The organism is Candidatus Stoquefichus sp. SB1 (assembly GCF_001244545.1).
GTDB lineage: Bacteria > Bacillota_I > Bacilli_A > Erysipelotrichales > Coprobacillaceae > Stoquefichus.
Genome location: NZ_LN852694.1, coordinates 1 through 16,278, shown reverse-complemented (window position 1 = coordinate 16,278; position 16,278 = coordinate 1). Strand labels below are relative to the sequence as shown.

Below are 16,278 nucleotides of genomic sequence, written 5' to 3'. Positions count from 1 at the left end.
TGAAATAGACTTTTAATAAAGTTAACAAAATATAAAAACAAATCATGTGATTTTGTTAATATAATTAACAAAAAAAGTGATGGATATTTTTCCATCACTTAAGCATTACTAGAATAATCCAATAATAGCCATTGGTGCATTATCACCTTTACGATTATAAGTTTTTAACACACGAGTGTATCCACCATTTTTATCTGCATATTTTGGTGCAACTTCTTCAAATAATTTTTGAACAGCAGTTTTACCAGTAGCAGGATCTACAACATCTTGTAATACTTGAGCAGCTTGTCTTCTTGCATGTAAATCTCCACGTTTACCTAAAGTGATTAATTCATCAACGATTGAACGAACTTCTTTAGCTCTTGTTGCAGTCGTTTCGATTTTTCCATACATGATAACATCTGTAGCTAAGTTACGTAACATTGCTTTTCTATGAGATGATACACGCCCTAATTTTCTATTTTGTGCCATAGATTAGTGCTCCTTCCAATATTTTCTCAGGATTAATCAATAGGTCTAAAACCCAATCCTAATTCTACTAATTTTTCTTTAACTTCTTTTAAAGATTTCTTACCTAAGTTTCTTACTTTAATCATATCGTCTTCACTCTTAGCAGCAAGTTCTTGAACTGTTTGAATTCCAGCTCTCTTTAAGCAGTTATAAGAACGTACAGATAAGTCTAATTCTTCAATAGTCATATCCAATACTTTATTACTTGTATCTTCTTCTGTTTCACTCATAACTTCCATGTTCATTGCCATATCAGTCAATTCAACAAACATGTTTAAGTGTTCCACTAAAATCTTAGCAGCTAATGCTAAAGCTTCATGTGGTTGAATAGATCCATCAGTTGTGATTTCTAATGTTAATTGATCATACTTAGCGCTTTGACCAACACGTGTTGGTTCAACATCATAGGCTACTTTAACAACTGGTGAATAAATAGAGTCAGTTGCAATGACACCGATTGTATTGATCAATTTCTTATTTTGATCTGCACTCATGTATCCTCTGTCTCTATGTGCATACATTTCCATATAGAAATGTGCTCCTTCAGCAACATGAGCGATTTCTAAGTCATTTGAAATCATAGTTACATTTGATGGGCATTGAATATCAGCACCTGTTATAACTGCAGGTCCTTTGACATCAATAATCATTGTGACATCATCATCACCATCAACTGTAAATACCAATTTCTTAATATTTAAAATAATTGAAGTGACATCTTCCACTACACCATCTACTGCAGAAAATTCATGAATTGCTCCTTGAACTTTCACAGCATGTACTGCACATCCAGGAATAGATGATAATAAGACTCTACGTAAAGAGTTACCTAAAGTTGTTCCAAACCCTCTTTCAAGTGGTTCAATGACAAACTTACCGTAGAAATCATTTTCATCATATTCTGCGACATTAAAATTTGCTTTTTCAAACTTTTGCATTATTTCCCTCCTCACTTAGAAATAACTACTAGTTTACTTCATTATCCACGAGGACGTTTTGGTGGACGACACCCGTTATGTGGAATTGGTGTTACGTCATTAATTGATGTAACCTCTAATCCAGCAGCTTGTAAAGCTCTTACAGCAGCTTCACGTCCTGGACCAGGACCTTTAACACATACGTCTACAGCTTTCATACCATGATCCATAGATGCTTTTGCAGCAGCTTCAGCAGCCATTTGAGCAGCATATGGAGTAGATTTTCTTGAACCTTTAAATCCAAGTGCACCAGCACTAGACCAAGTTAAGACATTTCCATGTTCATCAGTTACAGTAACAATTGTGTTATTGAAAGTTGAATGTACATGTGCAACACCTTTTGCTATATTCTTTTTAACACGTCTTTTACCACGAGTATTTGTTTTTGCTTTTGCCATTTTCGCTCAACCTCCTATTTCTTCTTACCAGCAATTGGACGAGCTTTACCTTTACGAGTACGCGCATTAGTCTTTGTTTTTTGTCCACGAACTGGAAGTCCTTTACGATGACGGATACCTCTGTAGCTTCCGATTTCCATTAAACGTTTAATGTTTAATGCAGTTTCTCTACGAAGATCACCTTCAACTTTGTATTTTTCTACTTCTTTTCTGATTTTTCCTTCTTCTTCTTCAGTTAAATCTTTAACTCTTGTATCTTCACTAATACCAGTTGCTTCACAAATCTTCTTTGCAACAGTATTTCCGATACCGTAAATATATGTTAAAGAAACTACCACACGCTTATCACGTGGGATATCAACACCTGCTATACGAGCCATGTTTTACTTCCTCCTATTAACCTTGTCTTTGTTTGTGTTTAGGGTTTTCACAGATCACCATTACTCTACCCTTACGTTTAATCACTCTGCATTTATCGCATATTGGTTTTACAGATGGTCTTACTTTCATCTTAATCTTTACCTCCTTTTGGAAGATTTCCTATTTATGTCTAAATGTAATTCGCCCACGTGTTAAATCATATGGAGAAATTTCCACGGTTACTCTATCCCCCGGTAAAATGCGAATGTAATTCATACGGATTTTACCAGAAACGTGAGCATCAATAACCGCCCCATTTTCCAATTGAATCTTGAATTTTGCATTTGGTAATGTTTCAAGAACAACTGCTTCTACTTCAATAACGTCATCTTTTTTTGCCATTGATTATAACTCCCTTTTAAAGTTTTGTCAAAATCTCATACCCATCACTTGTAATGACTATAGTATGTTCATAATGAGCTGCAAGAGATCTATCTCTTGTGACTACTGTCCAATCATCATCTAATACGTCTGTTTCACATCTGCCTAAATGAGCCATTGGTTCAATAGCAAGAGTCATTCCTTCTTTTAATCTAGGTCCGCGACCAGGTGCACCATAATTAGGAACAGCTGGATCTTCATGAACTTGAGTTCCAATCCCATGACCAGTATAGTCTCTAGGAGTCGAACATCCATGACTTTCTAGATAAGTTTGTACAGCATGAGATATATCAGATAAACGATTGCCAGGTTTCACTTGTGCAAGACCCGCATATAATGATTCTTCTGTCACCTTCATCAGGTGAGCAGCTTCACCACTAATCTGACCAACAGCATATGTCCAGGCACTATCACCATGATAGCCTTTATAACATGCGCCAACATCCACTGAAATAATGTCACCTTCTTTAAGTTTACGATTGCTAGGAATACCATGTACAACAACTTCATTGATTGAAGTACAAACAGCTCCTGGAAAACCATAAAGATTTAAGAAAGATGGCGTAGCTCCTGCATCACGAATAATTTTTTCACAGAATTTATTAATCTCCTGAGTTGTTACCCCTGGTTTAATATAATCTTTAAGTTTATCATGAACAAGCCCTACAATGCGACCAGCTTCTCTCATTAATTCAATTTCTCTTTGGTCTTTAGTAACAATCATTATTTACCCTCCAAGCTTTTTTCAATGTCTTTAAAGACGTCTTCCATAGGTTGGTCACCATTAATATTAATGATTGTCCCTTTCATTGTATAATAATCAATCAAAGGTCTTGTTTGTTTGTTATAAGTATCAAGTCGAACTGTAACAGCTTCTACACTTTCATCTTCTCTTTGATACAATTCTCCACCACATTTGTCACATACACCTGTAACTTTAGGTGGATTGAATTCAACATGGAATGTTGCACCACAATTTTTACAAGTACGTCTACCAGATAATCTAGAAACCAATTTTTCTTGTGGTATATCTAAATTAATAATAGCATCAATTGTAAAGTTGAATTCTTTCGCAATACTTTCAAGTTCTCTTGCTTGAACGATTGTTCTAGGGAAACCATCTAAAATAAATCCATTTTCAAATGTATTCTCTTTTAAATATTCCCTAACCATTTCAATTGTATAATCGTCTGGTACAAGGTGCCCAAATTGCATGAAATATTTCGCAATTACGCCATATTTTGTTTGTTCACTTAATGCTTTTCTGAATAAGTCTCCAGTAGATATTTGTGTCAAACCATACTTGTTAACAAGTTTTGTGGCTTGAGTCCCTTTACCAGCACCAGGAGGCCCCATTAAAATAATGTTCATTGACATACACTCCTTTATTATACTATTTTCTAATATATCCATGATACTCTTTACGAGTGATCAAAGTTTTAATCTGTTTTGTTGTCTCTAACGCAACACCTGTAATGATAATTAATCCAGTTCCACCAAGTGTTAATGAGGCATTCGCAGTTTGAGACCAGATAACTGGTGTCATAATTGGAATTGCTGCAATAATCACTAAGAAAATTGAACCAACAACTGTGACTCTATTTAAAACTGTACTAATAAATTTTTCAGTATCTAACCCAGTTCTAACACCAGGTATAGATCCACCATTTTTCTTCAAATCATCACTGATTTTATGAGAATCAATTTGTAGATTTGAATAGAAGAATGCAAACAATACAATCATAATTAAATATAGACAGAATCCAAAAGGTTCTTGATAATTCAACATTGAATCAATAGCCTTTGTGACATCTGTTGACTTCATAAAACTAATGATTGTTCTTGGTGCAGCCAATACAGATGATGCAAAGATAACAGGTAACACACCTGAACTATTAATTTTAATAGGCATATGTGTTGTATCTTTGGTTCTCATTGTTGGATTGGAATTTGTTGCATACATAATTGGGATTTTTCTAACTGCTCCTTCGTTGAAAACAACAAAGATAACAATTGCTAAATAAACAATTACGAATAAAACAAACCATAATATTCCAAGAATCATTGTTTGAGTTCCTTTATCGAATGCAACTAAATTATTGAATGTTGTAATGAAGTTTGCAGGTAAATTGGAAACAATTCCTGTAAAGATTAACAATGATGTACCATTACCAACACCCTTTTGAGTGATCTGATCACCAATCCACATTGCTAACATACTTCCTGCCATCATGACGATTATAACATAAGCATAAGTCCAAATTGATGTTGAACTTAACATATGATACATTTTATCAAATGCATAAGTTAAAGAACCACCTTGAACAGCAGCTAAGACTAAAGTCACATAGCGTGTTACTTTATCTTTCTTCTTCTTACCAGTATTCCCTTCTTTTTGCCATTGCGCAAGAACAGGAATAACATCCATAGATAATAATTCAATAATAATGGAAGCAGTAATGTAAGGAGAAACTCCTAATGAAAAGATTGAGAATCTTTCCAACATACCTCCACCTAGCATATTCATAATTCCTAGGATACCAGTATTTGTAGCCCCAGCTGTTAATGCATCAGCATTAATAGAAGGAATTGTAATAGCGGCTCCTAATCGGAAAACAAATAACATTCCTAATGTAAAGATAATTCTACGACGTAATTCACCTTTTTTAAAAACATTCTTAAAAAAGTTTAACATCTTAGATCACCTCAGTTTTTCCACCTGCAGCTTCAATAGCAGCAACAGCTGACTTAGAGAATTTTTGAGCTTTAACAGTTAAAGCAACTTCTAATTTACCGTCACCTAAAACTTTTAATCCGTCCAATTCTTTTTTGATTAATCCGCATTCTTTTAATGCAGCCATATCTACAACACTACCAGCTTCAAATCTGTTTAAGGCTTCTACATTAACGATTGCGTATTCAACTCTATTGAAGTTCGTAAAACCACGTTTTGGTAAACGCATGAATAAAGGTGTTTGTCCTCCTTCAAAACCAGGTTTCTTTCCTCCACCAGATCTTGCTTTTTGACCTTTTTGTCCTTTACCAGCAGTTTTACCAGTACCTGAACTTGTTCCACGTCCAACACGTTTTCTTTCTTTACGTGCTCCTTCAGTATATTGTAATTCATGTAGCTTCATGTTTACACCTCCTATTTACTTTCTTCAACTTTAACAAGGTGCTCAACAGTTTTAATCATACCTTGAATAATTTCATTGTTGACTTTTTCTACTGATTTGTGCATTTTTGTTAAACCTAACGCTTTAAGAGTATCCTTTTGATTTTTCTTCGCACCAATTGGACTTTTTACAAGCGTAATGATAACTTTAGATTCTTTTGCCATTTCTTACGCTCCTCCTATCCGTAAATTTCTTCAACTTTTTTATCTCTTAATTCTGCAACTTGTTGTGCAGTTTTCAATGATTTCAAACCTTCCATAGTTGCACGAACCATGTTGATTGGAGTTCTAGATCCTAATGATTTAGAAATAATATCAGAATATCCTGCTAATTCAACAACAGCACGAACTGGACCACCTGCAATGATTCCTGTACCTTCAGAAGCAGGTCTTACAAATACATGTCCTGAACCAAACATACCATTAATTTCATGAGGAATAGTTCCATGAACGATTGGTACATTGATAACATTTCTTTTAGCTGCTTCAGATGCTTTTCTAATAGCATCAGGTACTTCGTTAGCTTTACCAGTTCCGAATCCAACACGGCCTTTTTTATCACCGATTACAACTAATGCTGCAAAGCGGAATTTACGTCCACCTTTAACAACTTTTGTAACACGGTTAATAGTAACAACACGTTCTTCGAATTCTTTTTCAACTTTAGGTCCATTTCTTCTAGGTCCATTTTTTCTTGGTCCGTTTCTTCTTGGCCCATTTTCTCTTGGTTTACGTTGTTCCATTCTTTAACCTCCTATTAGAATTTCAATCCAGCTTCTCTAGCAGCTTCAGCTAGTGCTTTCACACGACCATGATAAATATAACCTCCACGATCGAATACTACATTTTCAATATTTTTAGCGATAGCTCTTTTCGCAATTTCTTTACCAACTTGAGTAGCAGCTTCTACATTTCCACCGTTTGCTAGTTTCATATCTACTGAAGATGCAGCAACTAAAGTTACTCCGTTTACATCATCAATAATTTGGGCATGGATATGAGAGCTTGAACGGAATACATTTAAACGTGGACATTCAGGAGTTCCGCTGATTTTTCTACGAACTCTAGCATGACGTTTTTGACGTAAATCGTTTCTTGACATAGTTTTAGCCATGATTAATAGCTCCTTCCTTATTTTTTAACTACTTCTTACCAGCAGTTTTACCTTCTTTTCTAATAATTCTTTCACCAACATATTTAATACCTTTTCCTTTATAAGGCTCAGGTTTCTTCACTGCTCTAATTCTAGCAGCAATTTCGCCAACTCTTTCCTTAGAAATTCCAGATACTTTAATAGTTGTTTGTGTAGGAGTTTCAATTTTAACTCCTTCTTCACCCTCAATTTCAACTTGATGAGAGAATCCAACATTTAATACTAATTTATTACCTTGCATTTGAGCACGGTATCCAATACCAACGATTTCTAAGTTCTTTTCAAATCCGTTGTGTACACCATCGATCATGTTTGCAAGTAATGCTCTTGTAGTACCGTGTAATTGTTTCACAGTCTTTTGTTCACTTGTTCTGTTTACTTTAATTTCATTTCCATCCATATCAATTTTGATAAATGGTGAAAATTGTCTGACTAAAGTCCCTTTAGCACCAGTTACAGTGACAGTATTATCGCTAGCGATTTCTACTTTTACACCTTCAGGTACATTGATAATTTTATTACCTACACGAGACATCAGTTACACCTCCTGCTTTCTTATTTTGATTACCAGATATATGCTAATACTTCTCCACCAACTTTTTTAGCTCTTGCTTCTTTATCAGTCATAAGCCCTTGAGAAGTTGATAATACTACGATTCCTAAACCATTTAATACCTTAGGAATTTCATTAACTTTTGCATATTGACGTAAACCAGGTTTAGATACTCTCTTTAATCCTGTGATTACTCTATCATTACCTTTGTATTTTAAAGTGATAACGATGTTTTTAATAACACCTTCACCTTCAATTTTGTATCCTTTAATAAATCCTTCGTTTTTCAAAATTTCAGCTAATTGAGCTTTTAATTTTGACATAGGAATAACAACTTCCTCGTGGCGTTGTTGATTCGCATTACGAATTCTTGTTAACATATCTGCAATTGGATCTGTTACCATTTACAGTGTCCTCCTTCCATTTGGGATTGTATTTTCTTACCAGCTTGCTTTTTTAACACCAGGAATTTCACCTTTGTAAGCTAATTCTCTGAAGCAAATACGGCATAATTTAAATTTCTTAATTACTGAATGTGGACGTCCACAACGTTCGCATCTTGTATATTCACGAACTTTGTATTTTTGAGGACGTTGTTGTTTAACTTTCATTGATGTTTTAGCCATTAATTAAGTCCTCCTTATTTATGGAAAGGCATTCCTAATTGTGCTAATAATTCGTGACCTTCTTCGTCAGTCTTAGCAGTTGTTACGAATACGATATCCATTCCTCTAATTTTATTTACTTTATCAAAATTGATTTCTGGGAAAATTAATTGTTCTTTAACACCTAAAGTATAATTTCCTCTTCCATCAAATGAGTTTTTAGGTACACCTCTAAAGTCTCTTACACGAGGTAAAGAAATACTTACTAACTTATCTAAGAATTCATACATTCTTTCACCACGTAATGTCACTTTACATCCAATTGGCATTCCTTCACGTAATTTAAATCCAGCAATTGATTTTTTAGCTTTAGTAATCACTGGTTTTTGTCCTGTAATTAAAGTTAATTCTTCTACAGCTTCATCCAATAATTTAGAATTGCTTACTGCATCACCAACACCAATGTTGATAACAATTTTTTCCATAGCTGGAACTTGCATTACAGAACTATAATTAAATTTAGTCATTAATGACTTACTAATTTCATTTTCATAACGTTCCTTTAGTCGGTTCATTATTTAACCTCCTTCCGATTACTTTTTCTTTTTTGTTTTTTCTAATGGTTTTCCTGTTTTCTTATTGATACGGAATTTTTTACCTTCACTATCGAAGTCGTATCCAATTTTAACAGTTTCTTTTGCTTTTGAATCATAGTATGCAACATTTGAAACATGAATAGGTGCTTCTCTTGTTACAATTCCACCTTCTGGATCAGTTTGTGATGGTTTGATGTGTTTTGTTACCATATTAACACCTTCAACAATCACTCTATCTTCTTTTCTCAGAATTTGAATAATTTCTCCAGTTTTCCCTTTATCGCTACCAGCGATAACTTGAACTGTATCACCAACACGTAATTTCATCTTCTCGTTCTCCTCCTATAATACCTCAGGAGCTAATGATACGATTTTCATGAAATCTGCATCTCTTAACTCTCTTGCAACCGGTCCAAAGATACGAGTTCCTTTAGGTGAATTATCATCTTTAATAATAACGCATGCGTTATCATCAAATTTGATTAAAGAACCATTTTCACGGTTAACACCATATCTTGTTCTTACGATAACAGCTTTCACTACTTCACCTTTTTTAACTGTACCACCTGGAGTCGCTTGTTTCACTGTTGCCACGACGATATCACCGATGTTACTAAATTTTCTATTTGAACCACCAAGGTTTCTAATTACTAGTACTTCTTTTGCTCCTGTATTGTCAGCAACTTTTAATCTGCTTTCATTATGGATCATTTGAGTGACCTCCTTTCAGATTCTTTCATTATATAATTTCTGCTTTTTTTACTACTTCTACTAAACGGAAACGTTTAGTTGCAGATAATGGACGAGTTGCCATAATTTTAACAATATCTCCATCTCTTGCAATATTTTCTTCATCATGAGCCTTAAACTTTTTAGAAGATTTAACACGTTTTCCGTATAATTTATGTTTAACATGAGTTTCAACTAAAACAGTGATTGTTTTATCCATTTTTGTAGAAATAACTGTTCCAGTATAAACTTTACGATTGTTTCTTTCCATTTTCTTCTCCTTCTAAATTATTTGTTTAATTCTCTTTCTCTAATAATTGTTTTAATCTTAGCAATATTTTTTCTCACTGTTCTAATACGAGCAGTGTTTTCTAATTGACCAGTTGCTGCTTGGAATCTTAATCCAAATAGCTCTTTCTTGTACTCTTCTACTTTGTTAAGTAATTCTTGAGTTTCTGTATTTCTAATATCTTGAACTGTCACAATTACTCACCTCTTCCAATAATCTTACACTTGATTGGTAGTTTATGAGATGCAAGTCTTAAAGCTTCTCTTGCAACTTCTTCTTCTACACCAGCGACTTCGAACATTACACGTCCTGTTTTTACTACTGCTACCCATTCTTCTGGAGCACCTTTACCTGAACCCATACGGACTTCAAGAGGTTTCTTTGTTTTCGCTAAATGAGGGAAAATTCTAATCCAAACTTGACCACCACGTTTCATATAACGGTTCATAGCGATACGAGCTGCTTCGATTTGTCTTGAAGTAATCCAAGCACCTTCTTGAGCTTGTAATCCATATTCACCAAAAGAAACTACAGTTCCACCTTTAGCTTTACCTTCATATTTAATTCTATGAGGTCTTCTATATTTAGTTCTCTTAGGCATCAACATGATTATTTATCCCCTTTCTTCTTTGCAGGAAGAATTTCTCCCTTACAAATCCAAACTTTTACTCCTAATTTTCCATAAGTTGTATCTGCTTCTGCAGTCGCATAATCAATGTCAGCTCTTAATGTGTGAAGAGGTACATTTCCTTCAGAATATCCTTCTGTTCTTGCCATATCAGCACCACCTAAACGACCTGATACACAAGTTTTAATTCCTTTAGCTCCAGCTCTCATAGCACTTTGGATTGCTCTTTTTTGAACTGTTCTAAATGAAGCACGATTTTCTAATTGTTCTGCAATCTTGTTAGCAACAAGTTGAGCAACAACATCTGGATTTTTAATTTCAACGATATTGATAAACACTTGTTTACCAGCTACCATTTTAGCAACTTCTTTTCTTAAAGCATCTACTGCTTCTCCATCTTTCCCAATAACAACACCAGGTCTAGATGTATGAACGAAGATGTTTACTCTATTTTTAGATCTTTCAATTTCAATATTTGCGACATAAGCGCCTTTTAACTTTGCATTTAAGAATTCACGAATTCTAATATCTTCGTGTAATAATGAAGCAAAGTCTTTATCATTAGCGTACCATCTTGAATTCCAATCACGGTTAACGCCAACACGTAATCCTACTGGACTTACTTTTTGACCCATACTTTGCCCTCCTATCTTTCAGCAACCACACATGTAATGTGGCTTGTTCTTTTTAAAATTTGAGTACCGCTACCTTTAGCTCTAGCGCGGAATCTCTTTAATGTAGGACCTTCGTCTACAAAAATTTCTTTAATGAATAATTTTTCTTCTTCTGCACCTTCATTGAAAACAGCGTTCTGTGCAGCAGATTTAACGACTTTAATGATTGCAGGTGTTGCACTCTTATTTACGTATTCTAAGATACCAAGTGCTTCTTTCACATTCTTACCTCTTACTAAGTCAACGACTAATCTAGCTTTTTGAGGCGAAACACGAATCATTTTAGCTTGTGCTCTTGCTTCCATGTTATTTCTCTCCTCTCTTTCTATTTACCTGACTTTTTATCATCAGCATCATGACCATGATAAGTTCTTGTAGGAGCAAATTCTCCTAATTTATGACCTACCATATCTTCAGTTACATAAACTGGGATATGTTCTCTTCCGTTATATACTGCGAACGTATGTTCAATAAATTGTGGGAAGATTGTAGAACGTCTTGACCATGTTTTAATGACTTCTTTTTTACTTGCAGCATTTAATGCTTCAACTTTTTTCATTAAGTGTTCATCCACGAATGGACCTTTTTTTAAACTTCTTGCCATATTCTATAACCCTCCTTCTTATTTACCGTTACGACGACGCACGATCATTTTATTTGAAGCTTTCTTTGAATTTCTTGTCTTAACTCCAAGAGCTTTTTTACCCCAAGGAGTCATTGGAGCTTTACGACCAATTGAAGTTCTACCTTCACCACCACCATGAGGGTGATCATTAGGGTTCATTACAGAACCACGAACTGTAGGTCTAATACCTCTCCATCTGTTACGACCAGCTTTACCATAGTTAACCAATCCATAGTCTTCGTTTCCAACAACACCAACTGTTGCTCTACAAACAGCTAAGAATTTTCTTACTTCTCCAGAAGCTAATCTTACAGTGACATATTTTCCTTCTTTACCTAAGATTTGTGCAGACACACCAGCAGATCTTGCGATTTGTCCACCTTTACCTGGTTGCATTTCAAGGTTATGAATAACTGTACCTTCAGGCATATTTCCCATTGGTAAACAGTTACCAACAATAATATCAGCATTTTCTCCTGATACAATTGTCATTCCTACTTCTAATCCTTTAGGAGCAAGAATATATCTTTTTTCACCATCTGCATAATGAATTAATGCGATGTTTGCTGATCTATTAGGATCATATTCAATTGTTGCAACTTTTCCAACAACATCATCTTTATTACGTTTGAAATCAATAATACGATATAAACGTTTATGTCCACCACCGTGATGACGAGTAGTGATAACACCTTGGTTATTACGTCCACCTTTTTTAGATAAACGGATTGTTAATGATTTCTCTGGCTTAGTAGCTGTAATTTCTTCATAAGTCAAAGCTGTCATATTACGACGACCGTTTGTCGTAGGCTTATATACTTTAATAGCCATCTTAGTTCCTCCTTATTTTACTTATCTGGAATGGAGATCATTCCAATAGTTTGAAATCTTATTCTTCACCGAATAAGTTGATTTCATATCCTTCTTTTAATTTAACAATAGCTTTTTTTCTTTTGTTTGTTTTACCAACGTATCTACCCATTCTTTTTGTTTTAGGTCTTACATTCATAATGTTGACACTTTCAACTTTTACATCAAACATTTTTTCAACTGCTTGTTTTATTTCAATTTTATTAGCAGTTAATTCTACATCAAATGTATATTTGTTTTCGTTTTGTTGTAACAATAAAGATTTTTCAGTAAGTACTGGTTTCTTTAAAACATCTGTAATATGTGCCATTATGCCAATACCTCCTCAACAGCTTTGATAGCTTCTTCAGTCATTACTAACTTAGTGCTATCTAAGATATCATATACGTTAAGTCCTTTTGATTCGATAACTTTAACTCCTGGAATATTTCTAGCAGATAAAGCAACGTTTTCATTGATTTCGTCCATAACGATTAATGTTTTTCTGTTTGCTTCTAAGTTTTCTAAAACTTTTACCATATCTTTAGTCTTTGGAGCATCTAAAACGATATTATCTAATACAGTTAATTCGTTATCGATAACTTTTTGACTTAAAGCAGATTTTAATGCTAAACGTCTTACTTTTCTGTTCATTTTTAACTTATAGTTTCTATCTGGTGTAGGTCCAAATACAACTCCTCCACCTCTCCATTGTGGAGCACGGATAGATCCTTGTCTAGCTCTACCAGTACCTTTTTGTCTCCAAGGTTTCTTACCTCCACCTTTGACTTCAGTACGGTTTTTCACTTTATGAGTCCCTTGTCTCCATGAAGCTCTTTGTAGTAAGACCATATCAAAGATTGCTTGATTGTTTGGTTCAATACCGAATACAGATTCATTTAATTCTGTATCTTTAACTTTTTTTCCTTCTTGGTTATATACTGCAACTTTTAACATTAGTGTTCCTCCTTTCGCTTCATTATTCAGCAGCAGCTGTATCAGCTGCTTCAGTAGTTTCTTCTACTACTGGGCTTTCAACGATTTCTTCTTCATAGATAATTAAATCTTCAGCAGGGTTAACCTTACCATTTGCTTTAATAGCAGTTTTCACAACTACTAATCCTTTTTTAGGACCAGGGATTGATCCACTGATTAATAATACATTGTTTTCTACATCAACAGCAATGATCTCTAAATTTTGAACTGTTCTTGTTACGTTCCCCATTTGTCCTGGTAACTTCTTACCTGGAGCGATTCTGTTAGGAGCGATAGGACCCATTGAACCAACGATTCTATGAGCACCAGAACCATGTCCTTTAGGACCAATACTATGTCCATGTCTTTTTATAACACCTTGATAACCTTTACCTTTGCTAGTTCCAGTTACATCTACAACTTCACCAGCTACAAAGCTATCAACTTTAATTTCTTGACCAACTTCATAACTCATCATTTCGTCATAACGAAATTCTTTAATGAAGCGCTTAGGAGCTGTTTCAGCTTTTGCAACATGTCCTTTATGAGCTTTAGTTGCTAATTTTTCTCTCTTATCTTCAAAACCAACTTGGATTGCATCATATCCATCAGTAGCAATTGTTTTCTTTTGTAATACAACGTTTGGAGTTGCTTCTACAACTGTAACTGGGATTAACTTTCCATCAGTAGTGAAAACTTGAGTCATTCCAATCTTACGACCTAAGATTCCTTTCATGAGTTACACCTTAACCTTTCCTTATAATTTAATTTCAATATCCACACCACTTGGTAATTCTAAACGAGTTAATACATCAACTGTTTCTGGTGTAGGATTCACAATGTCAATTAGACGTTTGTGAGTTCTGATTTCAAATTGTTCACGAGAATCTTTATACTTATGAACTGCTCTTAAGATAGTATAAATTTCTTTTTCTGTTGGTAGTGGTACAGGACCAACTACTTGAGCACCTGATTTTTTAGCAGCTGCTACAATCTTTTCTGCAGAAGCATCTAAGATTTTGTGATCAAATGATTTCAATCTGATTCTAATTTTGTTGTTTGCCATGAATTATTCCTCCTTCTGTTTGCCAATTAAATTGGCTGCTCTGCACGAATTACCTGAAACTGCCCTTCCGCTCATGACAACGGCTATCAGCGTTTCAGCAACCTCGCACTTCTTCGCATTTCACAACAAGTGAATTTTACACTAAAAACAATGATAAATCAAGCACTTTTTGCATTTTTATTTAATTTTTTTATTTAACCTCAAATTTTTTTGAAAAGTCCGTTTTAAGTATTTCTTTTTATTAAAGTTCCGTTTTTTTGTTATTTCATCTTTTTTTACTATAATGTATGTATAGGTATGGATTACTTCTGTATGAAAGGAGTCATTAACGATGGTTAAAAGTAATTCAATTCATCATTTAACTTATAAACAAAGGCAACACATTGAAACTCTTTTAAATGAATCCGTTAAGCTTTGCAATATTGCTTCAGAACTTCATAAGGATCCAAGAGGCATCAAAAAAGAAATTGTCAACCACAGGCAACTCTCCGTTAGACAGAATGCAAAAAACAAATGTGGTTTGCAGATTGTCTGTAAAAAATCAAGACTCTGTAATAACTGTGAATCTGGTTTATGCAAATACTGCAGCTATGCTAAATGTTCTACTCTCTGCTGTGATTTCCAGGAACTTCCTGAATGCAAAACAATGAAACGTTTCCCATATGTATGCAATGGCTGTGATAAAATCAAGGAATGCCCTTTACCAAAGGTATTCTATAAGGCTTCTACTGCTCAAACTGAATATGAATTTAATGTTTCAGAACACAAAAAAGGTCCTCAATTAAATGCAGTTCAAATGAAGCAGCTTGATAAGATTATCAGTGATGGTGTGAAACGAGGAATAGCCATTGAAGTCATCATAGAAACAAATCATCTTCATATTGCTCCCAGTACTGTCTATCATTACATTGATCTTAACTTATTGGAAGTCAAGAACATCGATCTGAAACGTAAAGTCAGATATCACCAAAGGTATACAATAAAGCCAAAAGCGAAGCCATTAAACTATGATTATTTAAATAATAGACGATTTGATGACTTTACTCAATATCTACTTGAAAATCCTGGAGTAAATATTTGGCAAATGGATACTTTAATAGGTAAAAAGGGAGAAGGCGAAAATACAGTCTTATCTCTTCTCTATACAAAAACAAATCTTCAGTTGTTTTTCAAACTAAGATCAAACTGTGCAGATGAAGTGAATAGAGTTTTTGAAAGAATCAAAAAGCATCTGGGAAGTGATCTCTTCAAGGAAATATTTGAATGTCTGCTTACAGATAACGGAAAGGAATTTTCAGATCCGTTATCAATTGAAGCAGATTCTCAGACTGGCGAAACACTTACACATGTTTTTTACTGCAATCCAGGAAGAAGTGACCAGAAAGGAAAATGTGAAAAGAATCATGAACACTTTAGAGAATGCATTCCTCAGGGTATAAGTTTTAATCCATATATGCATTCAGATATCATAAAGATATCAAATCAGGTAAACAATTATCCCAGAAAAATGTTAGGCTTTCATTCACCATATGAAAGTACAATGTCATTACTCAATAAAAAAGTATTTGAGCTAAATCAGCTTCATGAGATACCCGCTCATAAAGTTACACTCAAATACCCTAGAAAAGTTTAAAATCAAGATAAATCCATACCTTATCCAAGAATGAAAAACGGA

31 protein-coding genes are annotated in these 16,278 nt (G+C 34.3%); 1 reads left to right on the top strand and 30 read right to left on the bottom strand.

Annotated features, from left to right (window positions below; translation table 11 throughout):
* Positions 1-108: 108 nt before the first annotated feature.
* From rplQ to rpsJ, 30 genes are read right to left on the bottom strand one after another with little or no spacing between them, the layout of a single operon-like run.
* Positions 109-471, bottom strand: coding sequence for a 50S ribosomal protein L17 (rplQ, locus tag BN1865_RS03665; RefSeq protein ID WP_050635912.1), 363 nt, complete (start codon positions 469-471; stop codon positions 109-111).
* Between the two features lie 32 nt (positions 472-503).
* Positions 504-1,448: a DNA-directed RNA polymerase subunit alpha gene (locus BN1865_RS03660; RefSeq protein WP_050635911.1), complete on the bottom strand. Its 945-nt coding sequence runs from the start codon at positions 1,446-1,448 to the stop codon at positions 504-506.
* Between the two features lie 41 nt (positions 1,449-1,489).
* On the bottom strand, positions 1,490-1,885 hold the full coding sequence (gene rpsK / locus BN1865_RS03655; RefSeq protein ID WP_050635910.1) for a 30S ribosomal protein S11: 396 nt from the start codon (positions 1,883-1,885) through the stop codon (positions 1,490-1,492).
* Positions 1,886-1,899: 14 nt separating this feature from the next.
* Positions 1,900-2,265 carry a 30S ribosomal protein S13 gene (gene rpsM / locus BN1865_RS03650; RefSeq protein WP_050635909.1) on the bottom strand — a complete coding sequence of 122 codons (366 nt, stop codon included), beginning with the start codon at positions 2,263-2,265 and terminating at the stop codon, positions 1,900-1,902.
* A gap of 16 nt (positions 2,266-2,281) precedes the next feature.
* Positions 2,282-2,395: a 50S ribosomal protein L36 gene (gene rpmJ / locus BN1865_RS03645; RefSeq protein WP_006505646.1), complete on the bottom strand. Its 114-nt coding sequence runs from the start codon at positions 2,393-2,395 to the stop codon at positions 2,282-2,284.
* 30 nt (positions 2,396-2,425) lie between these two features.
* Entirely contained in the window at positions 2,426-2,647 is a 222-nt protein-coding gene (gene infA, locus BN1865_RS03640) for a translation initiation factor IF-1 (protein WP_050635908.1), read from the bottom strand.
* A 16-nt stretch (positions 2,648-2,663) separates the two neighbouring features.
* Positions 2,664-3,410: a type I methionyl aminopeptidase gene (gene map, locus BN1865_RS03635; RefSeq protein ID WP_050635907.1), complete on the bottom strand. Its 747-nt coding sequence runs from the start codon at positions 3,408-3,410 to the stop codon at positions 2,664-2,666.
* Entirely contained in the window at positions 3,410-4,057 is a 648-nt protein-coding gene (locus BN1865_RS03630; RefSeq protein ID WP_050635906.1) for an adenylate kinase, read from the bottom strand. Before BN1865_RS03630 ends, map begins: the two co-directional genes overlap by 1 nt.
* A gap of 22 nt (positions 4,058-4,079) precedes the next feature.
* Positions 4,080-5,381 carry a preprotein translocase subunit SecY gene (secY, locus tag BN1865_RS03625; protein ID WP_050635905.1) on the bottom strand — a complete coding sequence of 434 codons (1,302 nt, stop codon included), beginning with the start codon at positions 5,379-5,381 and terminating at the stop codon, positions 4,080-4,082.
* A gap of 1 nt (position 5,382) precedes the next feature.
* Positions 5,383-5,823: a 50S ribosomal protein L15 gene (gene rplO, locus BN1865_RS03620; protein ID WP_050635904.1), complete on the bottom strand. Its 441-nt coding sequence runs from the start codon at positions 5,821-5,823 to the stop codon at positions 5,383-5,385.
* An 11-nt stretch (positions 5,824-5,834) separates the two neighbouring features.
* Entirely contained in the window at positions 5,835-6,026 is a 192-nt protein-coding gene (gene rpmD / locus BN1865_RS03615) for a 50S ribosomal protein L30 (RefSeq protein ID WP_050635903.1), read from the bottom strand.
* 14 nt (positions 6,027-6,040) lie between these two features.
* A complete protein-coding gene (rpsE, locus tag BN1865_RS03610) occupies positions 6,041-6,604 on the bottom strand; it encodes a 30S ribosomal protein S5 (protein WP_028044764.1) in 564 nt (187 codons plus the stop codon).
* A 14-nt stretch (positions 6,605-6,618) separates the two neighbouring features.
* The gene (gene rplR / locus BN1865_RS03605) at positions 6,619-6,975 is read right to left on the bottom strand and encodes a 50S ribosomal protein L18 (RefSeq protein WP_050635902.1); all 357 of its coding nucleotides are present in this window, start codon (positions 6,973-6,975) and stop codon (positions 6,619-6,621) included.
* 28 nt (positions 6,976-7,003) lie between these two features.
* Positions 7,004-7,549 (bottom strand): 50S ribosomal protein L6, encoded by a 546-nt coding sequence (rplF, locus tag BN1865_RS03600; protein WP_050635901.1) that lies wholly within the window; start codon positions 7,547-7,549, stop codon positions 7,004-7,006.
* Positions 7,550-7,578: 29 nt separating this feature from the next.
* A complete protein-coding gene (rpsH, locus tag BN1865_RS03595; protein WP_050635900.1) occupies positions 7,579-7,971 on the bottom strand; it encodes a 30S ribosomal protein S8 in 393 nt (130 codons plus the stop codon).
* Positions 7,972-8,007: 36 nt separating this feature from the next.
* Entirely contained in the window at positions 8,008-8,193 is a 186-nt protein-coding gene (locus BN1865_RS03590) for a type Z 30S ribosomal protein S14 (protein ID WP_008790806.1), read from the bottom strand.
* A gap of 14 nt (positions 8,194-8,207) precedes the next feature.
* Positions 8,208-8,747 (bottom strand): 50S ribosomal protein L5, encoded by a 540-nt coding sequence (rplE, locus tag BN1865_RS03585; RefSeq protein WP_050635899.1) that lies wholly within the window; start codon positions 8,745-8,747, stop codon positions 8,208-8,210.
* Positions 8,748-8,765: 18 nt separating this feature from the next.
* Positions 8,766-9,095 (bottom strand): 50S ribosomal protein L24, encoded by a 330-nt coding sequence (gene rplX, locus BN1865_RS03580; protein WP_050635898.1) that lies wholly within the window; start codon positions 9,093-9,095, stop codon positions 8,766-8,768.
* Between the two features lie 15 nt (positions 9,096-9,110).
* Entirely contained in the window at positions 9,111-9,479 is a 369-nt protein-coding gene (gene rplN / locus BN1865_RS03575; protein ID WP_050635897.1) for a 50S ribosomal protein L14, read from the bottom strand.
* Positions 9,480-9,507: 28 nt separating this feature from the next.
* A complete protein-coding gene (rpsQ, locus tag BN1865_RS03570; protein ID WP_050635896.1) occupies positions 9,508-9,768 on the bottom strand; it encodes a 30S ribosomal protein S17 in 261 nt (86 codons plus the stop codon).
* 17 nt (positions 9,769-9,785) lie between these two features.
* Positions 9,786-9,980: a 50S ribosomal protein L29 gene (gene rpmC, locus BN1865_RS03565; RefSeq protein WP_008790811.1), complete on the bottom strand. Its 195-nt coding sequence runs from the start codon at positions 9,978-9,980 to the stop codon at positions 9,786-9,788.
* A gap of 2 nt (positions 9,981-9,982) precedes the next feature.
* The gene (rplP, locus tag BN1865_RS03560) at positions 9,983-10,393 is read right to left on the bottom strand and encodes a 50S ribosomal protein L16 (RefSeq protein WP_028044772.1); all 411 of its coding nucleotides are present in this window, start codon (positions 10,391-10,393) and stop codon (positions 9,983-9,985) included.
* A gap of 2 nt (positions 10,394-10,395) precedes the next feature.
* Complete coding sequence (gene rpsC / locus BN1865_RS03555) at positions 10,396-11,049, bottom strand: 30S ribosomal protein S3 (RefSeq protein WP_050635895.1); 654 nt, start codon at positions 11,047-11,049, stop codon at positions 10,396-10,398.
* 11 nt (positions 11,050-11,060) lie between these two features.
* Positions 11,061-11,393: a 50S ribosomal protein L22 gene (gene rplV / locus BN1865_RS03550; protein ID WP_050635894.1), complete on the bottom strand. Its 333-nt coding sequence runs from the start codon at positions 11,391-11,393 to the stop codon at positions 11,061-11,063.
* A gap of 20 nt (positions 11,394-11,413) precedes the next feature.
* Complete coding sequence (gene rpsS, locus BN1865_RS03545) at positions 11,414-11,692, bottom strand: 30S ribosomal protein S19 (RefSeq protein WP_008790815.1); 279 nt, start codon at positions 11,690-11,692, stop codon at positions 11,414-11,416.
* Positions 11,693-11,710: 18 nt separating this feature from the next.
* On the bottom strand, positions 11,711-12,544 hold the full coding sequence (gene rplB, locus BN1865_RS03540; protein WP_050635893.1) for a 50S ribosomal protein L2: 834 nt from the start codon (positions 12,542-12,544) through the stop codon (positions 11,711-11,713).
* A gap of 58 nt (positions 12,545-12,602) precedes the next feature.
* Positions 12,603-12,893, bottom strand: a complete 291-nt coding sequence (rplW, locus tag BN1865_RS03535; protein WP_050635892.1) for a 50S ribosomal protein L23 — start codon at positions 12,891-12,893, stop codon at positions 12,603-12,605.
* Positions 12,893-13,519, bottom strand: a complete 627-nt coding sequence (gene rplD, locus BN1865_RS03530; RefSeq protein WP_050635891.1) for a 50S ribosomal protein L4 — start codon at positions 13,517-13,519, stop codon at positions 12,893-12,895. The genes rplW and rplD overlap by 1 nt, the downstream gene beginning before the upstream one ends.
* Positions 13,520-13,541: 22 nt before the next feature.
* Entirely contained in the window at positions 13,542-14,273 is a 732-nt protein-coding gene (rplC, locus tag BN1865_RS03525; RefSeq protein WP_050635890.1) for a 50S ribosomal protein L3, read from the bottom strand.
* Positions 14,274-14,294: 21 nt separating this feature from the next.
* Positions 14,295-14,603: a 30S ribosomal protein S10 gene (gene rpsJ / locus BN1865_RS03520; protein WP_028044779.1), complete on the bottom strand. Its 309-nt coding sequence runs from the start codon at positions 14,601-14,603 to the stop codon at positions 14,295-14,297.
* 331 nt (positions 14,604-14,934) lie between these two features.
* Between rpsJ and BN1865_RS03515 the strand changes: the two genes are divergently transcribed.
* Positions 14,935-16,236, top strand: a complete 1,302-nt coding sequence (locus tag BN1865_RS03515; RefSeq protein ID WP_050635889.1) for an IS30 family transposase — start codon at positions 14,935-14,937, stop codon at positions 16,234-16,236.
* Positions 16,237-16,278 lie beyond the last annotated feature (42 nt).